This is a genomic window from Streptomyces longhuiensis (assembly GCF_020616555.1).
Lineage (GTDB): Bacteria > Actinomycetota > Actinomycetes > Streptomycetales > Streptomycetaceae > Streptomyces > Streptomyces longhuiensis.
Genome location: NZ_CP085173.1, coordinates 3,969,944 through 3,988,096, shown reverse-complemented (window position 1 = coordinate 3,988,096; position 18,153 = coordinate 3,969,944). Strand labels below are relative to the sequence as shown.

General features: G+C 71.3%; 18 protein-coding genes, 2 tRNA genes and 1 pseudogene. 11 read left to right on the top strand and 10 right to left on the bottom strand.

The genetic code is table 11. The features are described from left to right. Positions 1 to 177: 177 nt before the first annotated feature. Positions 178 to 888, bottom strand: coding sequence for a FadR/GntR family transcriptional regulator (locus LGI35_RS18580; RefSeq protein ID WP_227294930.1), 711 nt, complete (start codon positions 886 to 888; stop codon positions 178 to 180). 422 nt (positions 889 to 1,310) lie between these two features. Further along, positions 1,311 to 1,384, bottom strand: a tRNA-Lys gene (locus LGI35_RS18575). Between the two features lie 186 nt (positions 1,385 to 1,570). Between LGI35_RS18575 and LGI35_RS18570 the strand changes: the two genes are divergently transcribed. From LGI35_RS18570 to LGI35_RS18540, 7 genes are all read left to right on the top strand, one after another. Next, entirely contained in the window at positions 1,571 to 2,896 is a 1,326-nt protein-coding gene (locus LGI35_RS18570) for a peptidoglycan-binding protein (RefSeq protein ID WP_227294929.1), read from the top strand. A gap of 156 nt (positions 2,897 to 3,052) precedes the next feature. Then, the gene (locus LGI35_RS18565; protein ID WP_227294928.1) at positions 3,053 to 4,285 is read left to right on the top strand and encodes an SPFH domain-containing protein; all 1,233 of its coding nucleotides are present in this window, start codon (positions 3,053 to 3,055) and stop codon (positions 4,283 to 4,285) included. Positions 4,286 to 4,296: 11 nt separating this feature from the next. After that, positions 4,297 to 4,929: a nucleoside/nucleotide kinase family protein gene (locus LGI35_RS18560; protein ID WP_227294927.1), complete on the top strand. Its 633-nt coding sequence runs from the start codon at positions 4,297 to 4,299 to the stop codon at positions 4,927 to 4,929. Between the two features lie 89 nt (positions 4,930 to 5,018). Further along, positions 5,019 to 5,615, top strand: coding sequence for a lytic polysaccharide monooxygenase auxiliary activity family 9 protein (locus LGI35_RS18555; RefSeq protein ID WP_227294926.1), 597 nt, complete (start codon positions 5,019 to 5,021; stop codon positions 5,613 to 5,615). 97 nt (positions 5,616 to 5,712) lie between these two features. Beyond that, a complete protein-coding gene (locus LGI35_RS18550; RefSeq protein WP_227294925.1) occupies positions 5,713 to 6,153 on the top strand; it encodes a DUF3592 domain-containing protein in 441 nt (146 codons plus the stop codon). Between the two features lie 12 nt (positions 6,154 to 6,165). Then, positions 6,166 to 6,591, top strand: coding sequence for a hypothetical protein (locus LGI35_RS18545; RefSeq protein ID WP_227294924.1), 426 nt, complete (start codon positions 6,166 to 6,168; stop codon positions 6,589 to 6,591). Positions 6,592 to 6,643: 52 nt separating this feature from the next. After that, on the top strand, positions 6,644 to 8,311 hold the full coding sequence (locus LGI35_RS18540) for a long-chain-fatty-acid--CoA ligase (protein ID WP_227294923.1): 1,668 nt from the start codon (positions 6,644 to 6,646) through the stop codon (positions 8,309 to 8,311). A gap of 23 nt (positions 8,312 to 8,334) precedes the next feature. Here the strand turns inward: LGI35_RS18540 and LGI35_RS18535 are convergent, their stop codons facing one another. After that, entirely contained in the window at positions 8,335 to 9,171 is an 837-nt protein-coding gene (locus LGI35_RS18535) for an NAD(P)H-binding protein (RefSeq protein WP_227294922.1), read from the bottom strand. 109 nt (positions 9,172 to 9,280) lie between these two features. Between LGI35_RS18535 and LGI35_RS18530 the strand changes: the two are divergent. The 3 genes and pseudogenes from LGI35_RS18530 to LGI35_RS18520 all read left to right on the top strand — a co-directional run. Continuing rightward, positions 9,281 to 9,655: pseudogene (locus tag LGI35_RS18530) on the top strand (winged helix-turn-helix transcriptional regulator); the annotation flags it as partial. Positions 9,656 to 9,798: 143 nt separating this feature from the next. Continuing rightward, the gene (locus LGI35_RS18525) at positions 9,799 to 11,064 is read left to right on the top strand and encodes a sensor histidine kinase (protein ID WP_227294921.1); all 1,266 of its coding nucleotides are present in this window, start codon (positions 9,799 to 9,801) and stop codon (positions 11,062 to 11,064) included. Further along, positions 11,049 to 11,708 carry a response regulator gene (locus LGI35_RS18520; protein ID WP_227294920.1) on the top strand — a complete coding sequence of 220 codons (660 nt, stop codon included), beginning with the start codon at positions 11,049 to 11,051 and terminating at the stop codon, positions 11,706 to 11,708. The genes LGI35_RS18525 and LGI35_RS18520 overlap by 16 nt, the downstream gene beginning before the upstream one ends. Positions 11,709 to 11,878: 170 nt before the next feature. Here the strand turns inward: LGI35_RS18520 and LGI35_RS18515 are convergent. From LGI35_RS18515 to ehuB, 6 genes are all read right to left on the bottom strand, one after another. Beyond that, positions 11,879 to 11,952 (bottom strand) — tRNA-Lys (locus LGI35_RS18515). 63 nt (positions 11,953 to 12,015) lie between these two features. After that, positions 12,016 to 12,774, bottom strand: coding sequence for an IclR family transcriptional regulator (locus LGI35_RS18510; protein ID WP_227294919.1), 759 nt, complete (start codon positions 12,772 to 12,774; stop codon positions 12,016 to 12,018). 197 nt (positions 12,775 to 12,971) lie between these two features. Then, positions 12,972 to 13,787 carry an ectoine/hydroxyectoine ABC transporter ATP-binding protein EhuA gene (gene ehuA / locus LGI35_RS18505; RefSeq protein ID WP_227294918.1) on the bottom strand — a complete coding sequence of 272 codons (816 nt, stop codon included), beginning with the start codon at positions 13,785 to 13,787 and terminating at the stop codon, positions 12,972 to 12,974. Beyond that, entirely contained in the window at positions 13,777 to 14,394 is a 618-nt protein-coding gene (gene ehuD / locus LGI35_RS18500; RefSeq protein ID WP_264484724.1) for an ectoine/hydroxyectoine ABC transporter permease subunit EhuD, read from the bottom strand. The genes ehuA and ehuD overlap by 11 nt, the downstream gene beginning before the upstream one ends. Positions 14,395 to 14,441: 47 nt before the next feature. Then, a complete protein-coding gene (ehuC, locus tag LGI35_RS18495) occupies positions 14,442 to 15,188 on the bottom strand; it encodes an ectoine/hydroxyectoine ABC transporter permease subunit EhuC (RefSeq protein ID WP_227294916.1) in 747 nt (248 codons plus the stop codon). Further along, a complete protein-coding gene (gene ehuB, locus LGI35_RS18490) occupies positions 15,185 to 16,102 on the bottom strand; it encodes an ectoine/hydroxyectoine ABC transporter substrate-binding protein EhuB (protein ID WP_227294915.1) in 918 nt (305 codons plus the stop codon). The genes ehuC and ehuB overlap by 4 nt, the downstream gene beginning before the upstream one ends. A gap of 109 nt (positions 16,103 to 16,211) precedes the next feature. On the opposite strand from ehuB, the gene LGI35_RS18485 reads away from it, so the two are divergent. Further along, complete coding sequence (locus LGI35_RS18485; protein WP_227300360.1) at positions 16,212 to 16,712, top strand: DUF3830 family protein; 501 nt, start codon at positions 16,212 to 16,214, stop codon at positions 16,710 to 16,712. Here LGI35_RS18485 and LGI35_RS18480 read toward each other — a convergent pair. Beyond that, complete coding sequence (locus LGI35_RS18480) at positions 16,699 to 18,102, bottom strand: amidase (protein ID WP_227294914.1); 1,404 nt, start codon at positions 18,100 to 18,102, stop codon at positions 16,699 to 16,701. The two genes, LGI35_RS18485 and LGI35_RS18480, sit on opposite strands and share 14 nt — an antisense overlap. Between the last annotated feature and the right edge of the window lie 51 nt (positions 18,103 to 18,153).

Here is an 18,153-nt window from a genome sequence, read left to right as displayed (position 1 = left end):
TACGCACTTCATCATGATCGCAAGGGCGATACGAAGCGAAACAAGCTGTTTACCGGTCATACGTGCGATTTGGCACGCCTGTTGGGGCGGATGGGGTGCTCAGGAGTTGCTCACGGAGCGCGCGCCGGGGGCGCGGACGCTGCTCGTCGGGCGCGCGCCGGGGTGTTCACGCCCTGCTCACGGGGTGCCCTTCGGGGTGCTCGTCGGGTTGCCGGTCGGGGTGCTCAGCCGGGTGCGGATGTCGCCGAAGTGCTCCCTTATGGCGCGCTCCGCACGCAGCGGGTCGCCGGAGCGCACCGCGTCGACGATCTCGCGGTGCTGGAGTCCGGTGACCTTCGGGTCGTGCGGGATGGCGACGAGGTCGGTGCGCACCCGGTGGAAGGCGTCCCAGAACGCCTCCATGACCTCGCCGAGCAGCGGGTTCCCGAGGCCGCGGTAGAGCGTCGCGTGGAAGGCGCGGTCGGTGCCCGGGCTCACGGCGCCGTCGGTGGCCGCCTCGGTGTCCATGCGGTCGACGAGGGCGTCCAGTTCGGTCAGGTCGGCCTCGGGGACGCGGCCGGCGAGGCGCGCGATGAGGCCGGTCTCGACGGCCTCGCGCAGTTCGAGGAGCTGGAGCAGGCTGTCCTCGCCGCGGTAGTGCCCGGCGACGGTGCGGAAGGTGAGCCCCTCGATCATGGGGGCCATGGACATCGGCCCGACGTAGGTGCCGAAGCCGTGTCGGATCTCCACGATGCCCATCGCCTGGAGGGCCTTGAGCGCCTCGCGCACGGAGTTCCGGCTGACGCCGAGGAGCTCCATCAACTCGGGCTCGGTGGGCAGGGAGGCACCGGAGGGAAGCCGCCGGTCGATGATGAGCTTTTTGATCTGCTCCTGGAGGTCGCGCGCCATGGGCCCACGTTATCTGCAGCAGCGGCTGCCGTAGCCCCCCGAGCAGCAGAAAGGGGCCCATCACGCGGGGACCCGCCGATAAGTGAAGGCCCCCGCTTTCGTGGAGGGCCTTCGCCGTGTCTGTGCGCGGCCAGGGACTCGAACCCCGGACCCGCTGATGCTGTGTCTTCCCGGGGGGAACCCCCGGACCCCCAGCCGCTCTCGCTGCGTCGGGGTGGGCCCGCCGATGAGTGAAGGCCCCCCACTTTCGTGGAGGGCCTTCACCGTGTCTGTGCGCCGCCAGGGACTCGAACCCCGGACCCGCTGATGCTGTGTCTTCCCGGGGGGGAACCCCCGGACCCCCAGCCGCTCTCGCTGCGTCGGGGTGGGCCCGCCGATGAGTGAAGGCCCCCCACTTTCGTGGAGGGCCTTCACCGTGTCTGTGCGCCGCCAGGGACTCGAACCCCGGACCCGCTGATTAAGAGTCAGCTGCTCTAACCAACTGAGCTAGCGGCGCCTGCTGACCTGGAGAACTCTACCCGAATCCCGGAGGTGCTCCGGACCACCACGCCTGTCCGTATCGCCCTATTTATCCGGTAAATCAATCATTCGGACCGTCAACATGCGATATCTCCAGAGAGTTGAGAGGCTTCCGTTTGTGCAGATTGTTGGACATTTCATTCTGGAGTGTGAGGGGAATCGCATGAAGGCTCCGGTGTTCGAGGAATTCGATCCTGCGAGCGACTGCGACTGCCCGGGGTGCCTTCACTGGCGGAGTGCCGCCCGGAGCTCCCCGTCGTCGCTGACGATCGGTCTCGGCGGCCACCCCGCCGCCCACGGCGCCCGGCGTGCCCTCGTCCTCGCGGCCGCGGCCGGCACGGTCATCGGTGGCGCGCACGCGGTCCCCGCCGTCGCGGCCGACCACGGACCGGCCAGGCCGGGGGTGCCGTTCTCGGACGAGCCGCCGACCCCGCAGGGCGGGTCGGGCCCGCTGCACGGGCCGGTGGGTCGCCCGGCCTCGCCCCTGGGGCGCGTGACCGGACTGCCGGCCACGACCCGCGCGGCGATCGTCAACCGGGCCAAGCTCTGGCTCACCGCCAAGGTGCCGTACAGCATGGTGAAGTACTGGAGCGACGGGTACCGGCAGGACTGCTCCGGCTTCGTCTCCATGGCGTGGAACCTCGGCAGCAACGAATGGACCGGGAGTCTCGGCAAGTTCGGGACACGCATCACGCGCGACCAACTCCAGCCCGGCGACATGCTGCTCTTCCACAATCTGTCCGACCCTCAGAAGGGTTCGCACGTCGTCCTCTTCGGCGGCTGGACCGACTACACGCACACCTACTACCTCGCGTACGAGCAGACGCCGCCCAGCGCCCGCAAGCAGTCCACGCCCTATGCCTACTGGAGCAACTCGTCCCACTACGTGCCCTATCGCTACAAGGGGCTGAAGGTGGAGGAGAAGGCGGCGGTCGGCGGTTCGGTGTCGACACAGTTCCCGGGCGTCAAGTCGTTCGGTTCCGGGGCTAACAACGCGAACGTCACGCGGCTCGGGAAGCTGCTCGTCGGCCGGGGCGGCGGGCGCTTCTACACGGTCGGACCCGGGCCGCGCTGGGGTGCGGCCGACCGGCTCGCCACGCAGGCGTTCCAGCGTGCGCAGGGCTGGACGGGCGCGAACGCCGACGGCCTGCCCGGGCCCACGACCTGGGCCTATCTGGTCGGCGGCAAGGGCAAGAACATTCCGCCCGTCGCCGGTGGCGCGTCCGGCCCCGGTTCCGCCACGTCCAAGGTGCCGCCGTATCCCGGGCGCGGCATGTTCCGGCCGGGCGCGAGCAACGCGCACGTCACCCAGCTCGGCAGGCAGCTGGTGAAGAAGGGGTTCGGCAAGAACTACACGAAGGACCCGGGCCCCCGCTGGGGCGAGGACGACCGGCGTGGCGTCGAGGCGTTCCAGCGCTCCCAGGGCTGGCGCGGCGGCGCGGCCGACGGCTACCCGGGTCCCGAGACCTGGCGACGGCTCTTCTCGTGAACGCCCACCGGCCGGCCGCCGGCGGGGCGTGAGGTCCCGCCGGCCGCACGCGGCCCCGGGGGTGTGCGGCGACTCGCCTCACCGCACACCCCGACCCCTCCGGCTCTGCCGGGCCGGAGGTCAGCGCGGATGTACGGATCCAGCACGGAGGCAAGGATGAGTACGACGACGGAGTGGCCGGAGGGGCCCGAGCTGCCCGCGGAAGCCGATGGTGGCGGTGCGCGTGACGATGCGCGTGGTGGTCAGGGGGTGTCCGGGGGCGTCCGCGCCGCGGGCTTCGCCGAGCCGGGAACCGGTACGTCCGGCGGGTGGGGCGCCCGGCTGATCCGCGGCGGGGCCGCCACGGAGATCCCGGTCCATCTGCTTTCCCGGGACGGGCCCGACCCCGTCTCGGTGCCACTGCGGCCGGCCGTCGTCGGGGGCCGGCGGAGCGGCGGCGAGCTTCCGCGTGTCCTGCGCCGGTTGCCGTCGCGACCGCCCTCGCGCCAGGCGCCGGTCGTCGACCCCGACCTCGTCGAACGGCCCGGGCGTACGCTGCCCGGCGCGGTCGGTGTGCTCGGCGGCCTCGCGGGCGCGGCGGGCGGTGCCGCGTCGCTGTGGTGGGGCGGGGTGCTGCCGCACATCGCGGCGCTGCCCGTCCCGGCGGGGGCGCAGCTCGGACCCGTCCAGTGGGCGGCCGTCGCGGGTGCGGGCACGCTCGCCCTGTTCGGGTTCGGCGGTCTCGCGCGCGGCCGGACCGGCAAGGCGTGGGTGCTCACGTGCTTCGGCCGCTACCGCGGAACCGTCCGCCGCACCGGCCTGACGTGGGTGAACCCCCTGTTCCTGCGCCGCCGTACCGACGTACGCCTGCGGCACTGGCGCAGCGAGGCGATGCCCGCGGTCGACGCGAACGGGGTCGCCCTGCGTGTCGTCATCCTCGTCGTGTGGCGCGTCAAGGACACCGCGTGCGCCGCGTTCGCCGTGGAGGACCACCAGGAGTATCTGCGCCAGTGCGTGGAGGCGGCGATGGCGCGGGTGCTCTCCCAGCTGCCCGCCGACGCCTTCCACCAGGACGCCCCGACCCTGCGCGACGCGGAGGCCGTCGGTGACGCGCTCACCCGGCAGCTCGCCACCGACGCGGCGCCCGTCGGGATCGAGGTGTTCTCGGCGCAGCCGACGAGGATCGAGTACGCGCCCGAGATCGCCGCCGCGATGCAGCGACGCCGGATCGCGGCCCTCGACGCGCAGCACCGGGACAGCGTCCTGACGTCGGTGGTCGACTCGGTCGAGGACACGATGACGCGGCTGACGACGCGTGGCCTGGTCGAGCTGGACGACTACGAACGCAAGGCGCTGGTCAAGGATCTGACCGTGGCGTTCTACACCGGCCGGGGCGGCGACGCGTCGTAGAGTCCCCGCCCATGGGGATCTCGAGACTGACGGCCGAAGCCTGGAAGCTCACCGCGTCGGGCCCGCGTGTCCTGCTGGGGATCGCGGGCCCGCCCGGCGCCGGGAAGTCCACGCTCGCGCGGGCCCTGGTCGAGCGGATCGGCGAGCAGGCCGCGTATCTGCCGCTCGACGGATTCCATCTGGCCAACGCCCAGTTGGAGCGCCTCGGGCTGACCGCGCGCAAGGGCTCCGAGCCGAGCTTCGACGTGCGGGGGTACGTGGCGCTGCTGCGCCGGGTCCTCGACGACACGGCCGCGGACATCTACGTCCCCGATTACGACCGCACGTTGCACGAGCCCGTCGCCGCCCGGCATCTGGTGCCGCCCGCGGCCCGGCTCGTCGTGACCGAGGGGAACTATCTGGCGTGCGACCTGCCGGGCTGGCGGGAGGCGCGGGAGCTGATGACGCGGTGCTGGTATGTCGAGGCTCCGGTGGAGGTGCGTCAAGTCCGCCTGGTGGAGCGGCAGTTGGCGGGCGGGCGGGACACGGCGGGGGCCCGTGCGTGGGTGGCCGGGAATGACGCGCCCAACGGTGAGCTGGTCGAGACCTCCCGGGGGAGATGCGACCGGATCCTCTCCACTATTGGTATGGACATGTTCAACTGACGGCAATAATCTGGGCCTTGGTCTAGACCTGATGTAGCGCTGTGCGCACGGCTCACCGGAACTCCCCCACGTTCTCCAGGAGCGGCAGCATGCGAAAGAAGATCTACGCGGCCCTGCTCGGCCTCACCACGGCGGGGGCCTTCGTGCTCTCGTCGGGCGGCGCCAGCAGTCACGGCTACACCGACCTCCCCATCAGCCGGCAGAAACTCTGCGCCAACGGCACCGTCACCGGATGCGGCAACATCCAGTGGGAACCGCAGAGCGTCGAGGGGCCCAAGGGCTTCCCGGCCGCCGGTCCCGCCGACGGGACGATCTGTTCCGCCAACCACGGCGAGTTCTCCGCGCTCAACGGTGCCAAGGCCCCCGACGGCACCGCCTGGCCGACGACCAAGGTCACCGCGGGTGCGAGCCAGACCTTCCGCTGGCAGTTCACCGCGCGGCACTCCACCACGGACTTCCGCTACTACATCACCAAGAACGGCTGGGACGACAGCAAGCCGCTGACCAGGGCCGACCTGGACACCGCGCCGTTCCTCACGGTGCCGTTCAGCGGCCAGCCCCCGGCCACCCTCTCGCACACCGGCACCCTGCCCTCCGGCAAGAGCGGCCACCACGTGATCCTCGCGGTGTGGACGATCGCGGACACGGCGAACGCGTTCTACGCGTGCTCGGACGTGCAGTTCTGAGCATGGCTTGAGGCTCCCGGGGCCTTCGCGCGGGTAGGTTCCGTGCACGCCGTTCCGACCGGGCGGCGTGCACGGAACGTGGTATCGGGGGATGGCCATGCGGGTGTTGTTCTTGATCGTGCCGGTGTTCATCGCGGCGGTGGCGCTCTTCATGGCGGTGACGCTGACCCGCCGCTCGATGCAGGTCAGAAGGGCCTGGGCGAGCGGTCTGACCGCGGAGGGCCGCTGTCTGCGCGCGTTCACCTCGACGAGGCGTGACAGCGACGGTCACCGGAGCACCACGCAGCACCACGTCTACGAGTTCACGGCCGGTGACGGACGCCCCGTCAGGTTCGAGGAGACCAACGGGCCCGCGACCACCGTGCAGGGCGATGTCGTGATGGTGTACTACACCGCCGACCGCCCGGACCGAGCCACGGCGCACGCACCGGCCCCACTGCGGGCCGCGGCGAGCATGGTGTTCCTGCTGGGCTTCCTCGGTCTCGTCGTCGCCTTCTGCGTATTCTTCGTTGTCGCCGCCGCCGACATGCCCTTCTGACCCGAGGCCCCCATGGATGCCGTCTTCCACATACTCTTCCCGGTCCTGATCCTCGTCCTGATCTGGGCCGGGTACGCGATCGTCCGCAGAAGCAACGAGCGGCAGGCCGCCTGGCGGAGCGGGCTGACCGCGCGGGCGCGGGTCGTCCGGGCCTATGTGACGGTCCAGGTGGTCAACAACATCGCCCGCCGGATCCAGTGGCACGAGTACGACTTCACCACCGCCGACCGGCGCGCGATCCGGTTCAAGGAGTCCGGTGGGCCGCCGAGCCGGGACGTCGGTGACGAGGCGGTCGTCCACTACACGCTCCAGCAGCCGGACAAGGCCACCGCGTCGGAGCCGAGTCCCGGCAAGGACGCGTTCGGCGTGATCTTCGGCCTCGTCGTCATCGTCGTGACTATCGGCATCCTCATCGACGTCATGGTCCAGTACGGCTGATCCGCCGCCGGGGGCTGCACTTCTGACGGTATGTCAATTATGGTGCGCGGTCATGGGTCCCATGAGGCGTACCGTCGCGGAACTCGTACAGGAGCGATGGGGTGACCACCGCCCCGGACTGTGGTGCGAGGACCAGGTCCTCAGTCATCACGAGGTGGCCGCGGGCGCCGCCGCCCGGGCCGCGCTCCTCGCCGACCTGCTGCCCCGGGGCGCCGATCCGCACCTCGGCGTACTCCTCGACAACACCCCGGAGTTCCCGCTCTGGCTGAGCGCCGCGGCCCTCGCGGGCGCCGCCGTGGCCGGCGTCAACCCGACCCGGCGCGGCCCCGAACTCGCCCGCGACATCCTGCACACCGACTGCCGCGTCCTCGTCACCGAGCGAGCCCATCTGCCGCTGCTCGACGGTCTTCAACTCCCGGGCGTGCGGCTCCTGGTGACGGACTCCGACGCGTACGCCGAACTGCTCGCGCCGTACGAGGGCGCCAAGCCCGACCTCGCCCGCGCCACCCCCGAGACCCGCATGCTGCTGTACTTCACCTCCGGCTCCACGGGGGCGCCCAAGGCCGCGATCTGCTCGCAGGGGCGCCTGGCGGCCGCCGGGCAGTCGCTCGTCGGTCAGTTCGGGGTGCGCCCCGACGACGTCCACTACATCTGCATGCCGCTCTTCCACGGCAACGCGGTGATCGCCGACTGGGCGCCGGCCGTCGCGGCGGGCGCGGGCGTGGCCCTGCGGCGCCGTTTCTCGGCCTCGCGGTTCCTCGACGACGTACGGACTTACCGAGCCACGTACTTCACATACGTCGGACGGGCCGTGCAGTACATCCTGGCCACCGACGAGCGGCCCGACGACCGGGACAACCCGCTGCGGGTCGGCTTCGGCACGGAGGCGGGGGCGGTGGACGCGGCGCGGTTCGCCGAGCGGTTCGGGGTGCGGCTCGTCGAGGGGTACGGGTCCTCCGAGGGCGGCGCCGCCATCCAGCGCTCGGCGGGGACGCCGGCCGGGGCGATAGGTCGGGCGACACCCGGGGACGACCTGGCCGTCGTCGACGCGGCGACCCGGCGGGAGTGCCCGCCCGCGGACTTCGACGCGGACGGGCGGCTCCTCAACGGGGATCTCGCGATAGGGGAGTTGGTCAACCGCGGCCGTACGCCCTTCGAGGGGTACTGGCGCAACGAGGACGCGTACGGACAGCGGGTGCGGGACGGCTGGTACTGGACGGGTGACCTCTTCTACCGCGACCGCGAGGGGTTCCTCTACTTCGCGGGCCGCACCGACGACCGGCTTCGGGTCGACAGCGAGAACCTGGCTCCCGCGATGATCGAGAACATCCTCGCCCGGTACGTGCACGCCGCCGCCGTCGCCGTGTACGGGGTGCCGGACCCGGTGGCCGGCGACCAGGTGATGGCGACGCTCGCCCTGCGCGGGACGGACACGGCCGGCCCCTTCGACCCGCTCGCCTTCGCCGAGTTCCTGCTGTCCCAGAGCGACTTGGGGACGAAGATGGCGCCGCGCTTCGTCCGGGTCGTGGAGCGGATGCCCGTCACCGCGACGAACAAGGTGCACCGGGTGGGGCTGCGCCGCGAGGGGTTCCGGTGCGCCGACCCCGTGTGGTGGCGGCCACCGGGGGAGAGCGGGTACCGGCGCCTCACCGATGCCGACGTCGTGGCGCTCACGGCGGAGTACGCGGCGCACGGGCGGTCGGAACTGCTGGACCGGTGAGCCGGGCGCGCTCGCGGGGCCGGTCAGGCGAAGGCCGCCGCGTTGCGGGCCGCCCACTGGGCGAACGTGCCGGGCTCGCGGCCGAGCAGGGTCCGCACGTCCGGGCTCACCCGCTGCTCGGCGGGGTGCGGCGAACCGAGGATGTCGAGCGTGCCGTCCACGACCGGCTCCGGCATGAACCGCGTCATGAAGGCACGGGCCTCGGCGCGGCTCAGCTCGGTGAACCGCACCTCGGCGCCGATCGCCTCACCGAGCGCCGCGGCCTGCTCACGCGGTGAGACGCCCACCGGTCCCGTCAGCTCGTAGGCCCGGCCCGCGTGACCGTCCTCGCGCAGCACGACGGCCGCCGCCGCCGCGATGTCCGCCGGGTCGATCACCGGCAGCGCCACATCGGCGAACGGGGCGGCGACAGTGCGGTGGGCGCGTACGGAGTCGGCCCAGGCGAAGGCGTTCGACGCGAACCCGCCGGGGCGCAGCAGCGTCCAGTCCAGGCCCGACTGTCGTACGGCCTCCTCGAACGCGTGCAGCCTGGCGTGCGAGACGGCGTCGGGCCGCGTCACCGCCCCCTGCGAGGAGAGCAGGACCACCCGGCGCACACCGGCCGCCTTCGCCGCGTCGAGCACGGCGGCCGGCGGTTCCCCGGCGTGCAGCAGCTCCGCGCCGATCAGCAGGAACAGCGCGTCGGCCCCCTCCAGCGCGGGCCGCAGACTCTCCGCGTCGCCGACGTCCGCCTGGACGTGGCGTACGGGCAGGTCGGACGCGGGGCGGCGCGACACGGCGGTGACCTGCTCGCCCGCGGCGGTCAGGGCGGTGACGAGCGGACGGCCGACGTTCCCGGTGGCACCCGTGACAACGATCATCTTCAACTCCCTTGTCCTGCGGGGACTTTGAGGCCCCGCTCGGTTCTCGAAAGCTAGCATCCTGAGTAAAGTAGGTACCTAGAGGAAAGTGACTTCCCGGGAGGGCTGTATGAGCGGCAGTACGCGGTGGCAGGGCGGCGGCCCCGAGCAGGCCTGCCCGATCTCGCCGGTCCTCGACATCGTCTTCAGCCGCTGGACCACGCCGATCCTGTGGGCGCTCAACGAGTACGGCACCCAGCGCTTCGTGCAGCTCCAGCGCGCCATCGGCACCATCACGCCGAAGGTGCTCACGCAGCGCCTGCGACAGATGGAGCGCGACGGACTCGTCGTGCGCACGTACTACCCGGAGGTGCCGCCCCGGGTCGAGTACGAGATCAGCGACCTGGGTCGCAGCCTGGCCCCGCTGTTCGCGACGCTCGCCGAGTGGTCGTCCGGGCACCTGCCCCTGGTCGAGGAGGCCCGCCAGAGGTTCGACGCGGGGGAGTCGACGGGGCCGTCTCCGGTCAAGGGGGCGTCTCCGGTTGCGGGGCCGTCTCCGGTCAAGGGGGCGACTCCGGCTGCGGGGCCGTCCCCTGCCACGGCGTCGTCCCCGGCCGCCGGGCGCTCCCCAGCTGTCGGCCCCGCCCGATGACGTCTCTCGCCGCCTCCCTGCGTGGCCCCTCCTACCTGCGCGGCAGCGCCCCGTGGCGCGCCGCCGGGTATCTCGCGGGAGGGGTGCTCGTCGGAGCGCCGCTCCTGGTCACCTTCGTGACGCTCGGCGTCGCGGGCGCCGTGCTCTCCCTCGTCCTCGTGGGGCTGCCGCTGCTCGCCCTGCTCGCGCTCGCCGGGGTCCCGGTCGGGGCGCTGGAGCGACGCCGGCTGCGGCCCGTGACCGGGCAGGCGGCGCCCAGCCCGCACCGCACACCGGCCGAGCCCGGCGCCACGGCCTGGCTGCGGCTGCGTCTCGGTGAACAGGCGACCTGGCGCGAACTCGCCTATGCGGCGCTCCTCGCGCTCGTCCTGTGGCCGCTCGACCTGCTGGTCCTGACCTGCACGATCGGCCTCGCGGGGGCGGTGGCGGCGGCGCCGCTCCAGCTCGCGAGCGCCGGGCACGACACCCGGGTCGTGAAGCTCTGGCTCATCGACTCGTACGGGCAGGCCGCCCTGTGCACCGTCGCCGGGCTCGCCCTGCTCGCGGTGCTCCTCCACCCGCTCGGCGCCTACGCCGCGGCGCGGGCCGCGCTCGCCCGGCTGCTGCTCGCGCCCCGCGAGACGGAGGAGGAGGCGCGGCTCGCGGAGGTCACCAGGTCGCGGGCGCGCCTGGTCGCCGCGTTCGAGGCCGAGCGGCGCCGTATCGAGCGCGACCTGCACGACGGCGCCCAACAGCGCCTGGTCGCCCTCACGATGAGCCTCGGACTCGCCCGCCTCGACGCCCCCGCGACGGGACCGCTCGCCGAACGCATCGCCGCCGCGCACGACGAGGCCGGCCAAGTCCTCGTGGAGCTGAGGGAGTTGATCCATGGAATCCACCCCCAGGTCCTCGCCGACTACGGGCTCGCGGCCGCCCTCGACGACGCCGCCGACCGCTCGACCGTCCCCGTCGACACCCGTATCGACCTGCCCCGGCTGCCCGGACCCGTAGAGTCCGCCGCCTACTTCGCGGTGTGCGAGGCCCTCGCCAACACCGCCAAGCACAGCGGCGCCGGCCACGCCCGGCTCACCGCACGCCACGAGCGCGGCCGCCTCGTCATCGAGGTGCACGACGACGGGGGCGGCGGCGCCGACCCCGCGGGCGGCAGCGGGCTCACCGGACTCGCCGACCGTCTCGCCGTCCTCGATGGCACACTGGCGATCACCAGCCCGGCCGGCGGGCCGACCGCACTGTCCCTGGAGATCCCGTGCCCAGCGCTCTGAGAGTGGTCCTCGCCGAGGACGCGGTGCTGCTGCGCGAGGGCCTCGTGGGCCTGCTCGCCCGGTTCGGGCACGAGGTGGTCGCCGCGGTCGGCGACGCGGACGCGCTGCGCGCCGCCGTCGCCGAGCACACGCCGGACCTCGTCCTCACCGACGTACGGATGCCGCCCGGATTCCAGGACGAGGGCCTGCGCGCCGCGCTCGCCCTGCGCGCGGACCGCCCCGGCCTTCCGGTCCTGGTCCTCAGCCAGTACGTGCAGCGCTCGTACGCGGCCGAGCTCCTCGACACGGGCGACGGCACCGGCGTCGGCTATCTGCTCAAGGACCGCGTCGGGCAGGTCGAGCAGTTCGTCGAGGCGGTGGAACGGGTCGCTTCCGGCGGCACGGTCGTCGACCCCGAAGTGGTACGCCGGCTGCTGCGCCGCCGCCGTGACCCCCTGGAGCGCCTCACCCCGCGCGAGCGAGAGGTACTCGCCCTGGTCGCCGAGGGCAGGTCGAACGGCGCGATCGCCCGGGACCTGGTGGTGAACGAGGCCGCGGTCGGCAAGCACATCGGCAACATCCTGGGAAAACTGGACCTGCCACCGGCCGACGACTCGGACACCCATCGAAGGGTGCTGGCGGTGCTGGCTTACCTGAGGGCTTGATGCGTGAGAGGCGACAGGTGAAAGGCCTGCCGCTTCCGCAGGGGCCTTCACTGTGTCTGCGCGCGGCCAGGGACTCGAACCCCGGACCCCCAGCCGCTCTCGCTGCGTCGGGGTGGGCCTGCCGATGAGTGAAGGCCCCCCACTTTCGTGGAGGGCCTTCACCGTGTCTGTGCGCCGCCAGGGACTCGAACCCCGGACCCGCTGATTAAGAGTCAGCTGCTCTAACCAACTGAGCTAGCGGCGCCTGCTGACTCGAAAATAATACCTGGTCCTGAGGGGTGCTCTGCACACCCCGGGGGGCGGGTGCCTAGATCGCCAGGGAGAGCAGGAGCGGAGCCGCCCCGCGGTTCAGGGTGTCCGCCGCGTGGTGCAGGCGGTGGGCGTGCTCGATCGGGAGGGAAAGGGCCAGCGCGCCCACCGAGGAGCCTGCCGTGATCGGGACGGCGGCGCACACCGTGCCCACCGCGTACTCCTGGAGGTCGAGGACCGGAACCGTCGCGGGCTGGGCGTCGAGCTTGGAGAGCAGGACGCGCTCGTTCGTGATCGTGCGCGAGGTGAGGCGGGCCATCTTGTGGCGGGAGAGGTGGTCGCGCCGCCCGTTGAGGTCGAGCTGGCCGAGGAGGCTCTTGCCGATCGCGCTGGCGTGCGCCGCGGAGCGGAAGTCCACCCACTCGTTGACCGCGGGGGTCGTGGGGCCCTGGGCGAACTGGGTGATGCGGATCTCGCCGTCGACGTACCGGCTGAGATAGACCGCCGCGCCCACCGTCTCGCGCAGCCGGTCGAGGTTGCGCTGGAGGCTCGTGGTGAGCGCGTCCTCACGGCTCTGCGCCGAGCCGAGGCTGGTCAGCGTGTCGCCTGTGACGTACGCGCCGTCGGAGGTCTGCTCCACGTACCCCTCGCGGCGCAGCATGCGCAGCAGCGTGGTGAGCCGGTCGGCGGGCAGCCCGGTCTCGTTGCTGAGCTCGGTGTCGGTGACACCGACGCCGCGTCGTGCGACGGTTTCGAGCACACGAAGGGCGTGCTGCACCGAGTGGTGCTGCGCGATCGGCTCGTGCTTCAGCGCCACGGCATCCCCCTGCAAGGACCGGTTCCGGACAGCTGGCCTCGATCCACGATAGTCGCCAAGAGGCCATTGTGGGGGGCCTGTTGGCGACATTGGTGGCGCGCTCCGGGTCTGTCAGCAGGAACGCGCCACCCTGGCATATGCCAAAGTCATGCCCCAGGTTTGGGACCTCCGCACTTACCGGCCCTCACCGATCGTGGTCACAGAACTGCGCTGAGAAATTCCCGTGTCCGCTCGTGCTCCGGATCGCTGAAGATCTTCTCCGGCGCCCCGGACTCGATGACCCGGCCCGCGTCGAACATCAGGACCTGGTCCGAGATGTCGCGGGCGAAATTCATCTCGTGGGTCACGCAGAGCATCGTGATGTCCGTGGTGTGCGCGATGTCGCGCAGCACGTCCAGGACGCCGGCGACGAGCTCCGGGTCGAGTGCCGAGGTGACCTCGTCGAGGAGCAGCACCTGTGGGCGCATCGCGAGGGCGCGGGCGATGGCGACGCGCTGCTGCTGGCCGCCCGAGAGCTGCGTCGGGTACGCGTCGCAGCGGTCGCCGAGACCGACCATGTCGAGCAGCTCGCGGGCGCGCTGCTCCGCCTCGTCCTTGGAGAGGCCGAGCACGGTGACCGGCGCCTCCATGATGTTGCGCAGGACCTTCATGTTCGGGAAGAGGTTGAACTGCTGGAAGACCATCCCGATGTTCTTGCGGACCTCGCGGATGTGCTTCTCGCCGGCCGGGACGAGCTTGCCGGCCTTCTCCTCGTGCGTGAGGTAGTCGCCGTTGACCTTGATCGTGCCCTCGTCGGGCTTGATCAGGGTCATCAGGAGCCGGAGGATCGTCGTCTTGCCGGAGCCCGACGGGCCGATCAGCGTGACGTGCTTGCCGGAGTCGACGGAGAAGTCGAGCTCGTCGAGGACGGTGTTGCCGCCGAAGCGCTTGACGACCTTGTCGAAGCGGATCAGCTCGCTGCCGTCCACCTTGGGGTTCGGCTGGTCTTTGGGGAGGTTCGCGTCAGCGGACAAGACGTCGCTCCAAGGCTCGGAGGAGGAGGGAGGAGGGGTAGGCGATGACGATGAAGGCGACACCCACGACGGTCAGGGCCTCCGTGTACTGGAAGGTCTGGGCCGCTTCCAGGCGGGACCGCTGAAGCAGTTCGAGCACGCCGATCCCGGCGAGCAGCGGGGTGTCCTTCAGCATCGCGATCACGTAGTTGCCGAGCGCCGGGATCACGCGGCGGATGGCCTGCGGCAGGATCACCGCGGTCCATGTCCTGCGGTACGGCAGGCTCAGCGCCCGCGCCGCCTCCCACTGGCCGGCGGGCACGGCCTCGATGCCCGCGCGGTAGACCTGCGCGGTGTACGTCGAGTAGTGCAGGCCGATGGCGACGATGCCGGTGGTCAGGGCGGAGAACTGGATGCCCCACTCCGGCAGCACGAAGTACAGGAAGAAGAGTTGCACGAGCAGCGGGGTGTTGCGGATGAACTCGGTGACGACGCCCACCGGCCAGCGCACGAAGCGCGTCGGGGCGCGGAAGGCGATGGCCCAGACGAGGCCGAGGCTGAAGGAGATCAGCGAGCCGAGGACGAGCGCCTGGAGCGTGACGAGCACGCCGTCCCAGAAGTGCGGCATGAAGTCGGCGACGGCCGACCAGTCCCAGGTGCCGGATGCGGTGGTGATCACGCGCCGCCACCTCCCGCGCTGGTGGGAACGGGAGCGGTCTCCGTCGTCTGACGGATGTTGAGCTTGCGCATGATGCCGGTTCCCGGGTCGGGGCGCCGGCCTATGCCGGCCTTGGTCTTGCGCTCGAGCGCGCGCATCCCGCGCGTGAGCAGGAAGGCGATCACGAAGTAGATGACCAGGGTGATCGCGTAGATCTGGGCGCTCTCCTGGGTGGCGAGGCGCACCAGGTACGCGGCGAACGAGACGTCACCGATGCCGAGCAGCGAGACCAGGGCGGTGCCCTTGAGGAGCTCGACCAGCAGGTTCGAGAACGGCGGGATCATCTCCGGCACGGCCTGCGGCAGCAGGATCAGCCGCATCCGCTGCCACGGGGTGAAGCTCAGCGCGACCCCCGCTTCGCGCTGGGCGGGCGCCACGGCGTTGAGCGCGCCGCGCACCACCTCGGCGCCGTACGCGCCGTAGGACAGGCCGAGCGCCAGGACCGCGGCCCACATCGGGACCAGCGACCAGCCGGCGAGCTGCGGCAGCACGAAGAAGATCCAGAACATCAGGATCAGCGCCGACGTGCCGCGGAAGACCTCGGTGTAGAAGCCGGCGACGAAGCGCACGATCTTCAGCCGGTGGGTGCGGGCCATGCCCACACCGAAGGCGACGGCGGTCGCGAGGGCCGCGCTGTACACGGTGAGCTGGATCGTGATCCAGATGCCCGGAAGGACCCAGTGTTCCCACAGTCCCGCTGTCATTTGCACAGCTCCTCTGCGGTCAGCTTCGTCATCTCGGCCTGGGTGAAGCCGAACGGCCGCAGAATGCGGAAGAGTTCGCCGCTCGCCTTCATCTTGTGGATCTCCTTGTTGAAGGCGTCGCGCATCTCGGTGTCGTTCGAGCGGAACGTGAATCCGCCGCCGTCGACGTGCTTCTTGCCTCCGACCAGGGGAGCGAACGGCTCGGTGTGCTCGGCCTTGCGGCTCTTCTTCGTCACCTCACGCGTGGTGAGGGCGGTGCCGGCGAACACGTCGATACGTCCCGCCTCCACGGCGTTCAGGCCGGCGACCTGGTCCTGGAGGATGACGATGTCGCTCTCCTTGTAGCCCGCCTCGACCGCGTAGGCGATCTCCGCGTAGCCGGTGCCCGTGCCGAACTTCGCCTTCGCCTTCACGCAGTCCGCGTAGTCGTGCAGGTTCTTCGGGTTGCCCTTGCGGACGATGAAGGAGTCCAGCATCTGGTACTCGGGGTCCGAGAAGATGACCTGCCGGCAGCGCTCCTTGTTGATGTACATCCCGGCCGACACCACGTCGAACTGCTGGGTCTGCAGGCCGGGTATCAGGGAGCTGAAGTCGGTGGCGACGGGCTGGACATGGCCGATACCGAGCCGTTTGAAGATGACCTTGGCGAGTTCGACGGCCTCACCCGTGAACTTTCCGCTGTCGTCGATGTAGCCGTAGGGCACCTCGCCCGCGATCCCGAGACGCACCGTGCCCTGAGCCTGGAGCCGCGCGAGGGTGTCGCCGTCCGGTACGCGGCTGCAACCCGCGGCCCCGACGGCGCCGGCCGCACCGAGAGCGGTGGCACCGATGAGCAGAGATCGTCGGCGTATGCCCTTTCTGTTGGCTTCTAGGCTTCGTGTTCCTTCTGTGACATTCCAAATAGGTGGAGCCATGGCCGCGCGGCTACCCGACTCGACACGACCTATGCGTATCAATTCAAGCCCCTGATGCGGGCGGGGCACCCTTGACCCAGGGGGGAGCATGGGGCTGAACATGGAGGGCATGGCCGACCGATACATCGAAGTCTCCCTCGCCAAGCGGGGAGTTCAGTGCACGGCAAAGCTGCTCGACGACCGCGCTCCGCTGACCTGCGCGGCGGTGTGGGACGCGCTTCCACTGGGCTCCGACGTCTATCACGCGAAATACGCGCGCAACGAGATCTACGCCCTTTTCCCGGCATTCGCGGACCGGGAGCCACCCCTGGAGAATCCGACCATCACCCCCATTCCGGGGGACCTCTGCTATTTCTCCTTTTCCGGTACGGAACTGGGGACCCAGGCATACGGCTACGAATCCGGTGCCGAGCTGAGGCCCGGCGCGGCCGTCGTCGACCTCGCCCTCTTCTACGAGCGCAACAACCTGCTGATCAACGGCGACGTCGGCTGGGTCCCCGGCATCGTCTGGGGCCAGGTCGTGGAAGGCCTCGACCGGATGGCCGAGGCCTGCCAGGACCTGTGGCGCGGCGGCGCGCTGGGCGAGACGCTCTCGTTCAGGCGGGCGTAGGCGCCGCGATCCCGGCGATCCCCGCCTCGTACAAGGTGTGCGCGGCACGCAGGACCAGCGCGTCCGCGTGCCGCGCGCCGACGATCTGAAGGCCGACCGGCAACCCGTCCGCGTCCACCCCCACCGGGACGGTCGCCGCCGGCTGCTGCGTCAGGTTGAACGGGTACGTGAACGGCGTCCACCCGGTCCAGCGCCGCAGCCCCGACCCCTTGGGCACCTCGACGCCCGCCTCGAACGCCGTCAGCGGCAGTGTCGGCGTCACCAGCAGGTCGTACGACGAGTGGAACCGGCCCATCCGGCGCCCGAGTTCGGCCCGCACGTCGACCGCAGCGAGATACGTGAGCGCGCTGACCCCGGACCCCTGCGCACAGATCTCGCGCAGGCCCGGGTCGAGCAGCGCGCGCTGTGCCGGCGACAGGTTCTGCGTCACGCGCGCCGCCCCGCTGAACCACAGTGTGTGGAACGCCTCGACCGGGTCCGTGACGTCCGGATCGGCCTCCTCGACGTACGCCCCGAGCCCCGCGAGCCCTTCCACCGCCTTGCGGACCGCCGCCGCGACCGCAGGCCGTACCGCGACCTGCCCGCCGAACGACGGCGAGAACGCGACGCGCAGGCCCCGCACCCCGTCCCGCAGCCCGTCGCGGAAGCCTCCCCCGACCGGGCCGAGCTGCGACCAGTCACGCCAGTCCGCGCCCGTGATCACGTCCATCATCAGCGCCGCGTCCGCCGCGTCCCGCGTCATCGGCCCCACGTGCGAGAGCGTCCCGAACGCGGACGCGGGGTACAGCGGCACCCGCCCGTACGTCGGCTTCAGACCGAAGATCCCGCAGAACGCCGCCGGGATCCGCACCGATCCGCCGCCGTCCGTGCCCAGCGACAGCGGGCCCGCACCGAGCGCCACCGCCGCCGCGCTGCCGCCGCTCGATCCGCCCGAGGTGCGCGAGACGTCGTACGGATTGCGGGTCACGCCCGACAGCGGCGAGTCGGTGACGCCCTTCCAGCCGAACTCCGGCGTCGTCGTGCGGCCCACGAACACCGCGCCGTGCTCGCGCAGCCGCGCCACGGACGGCGCGTCCTCGTCCCACGCGCCCTCGGCCCGCACCGTGCGCGAGCCGCGCAGCGTCGGCCCGCCACGCATCAGCAGGATGTCCTTCACCGACACCGGGACCCCGTCCACCAGGCCCTGCGGCTCACCTCTGCGCCAGCGCTCCGCGCTCGCCTCCGCCTGCGCGAGGGCGGTCTCCGCGTCGAGCCGCACGAAGGCGTTGACCGCGGGATCCACCTCCTCGATCCGGCGCAGGACGGCCCGCGTGGCATCGACGGGGCTGAATCCGCCCTTGCGATAGCCGTCGACGAGCGCTTCCGCGGTCAGCTCGGTGAGCTCGGTCATCCGCTCTCCTCAGGTCGATCCGGGAGTGCCGATCCGGGACGTGATCTCTCG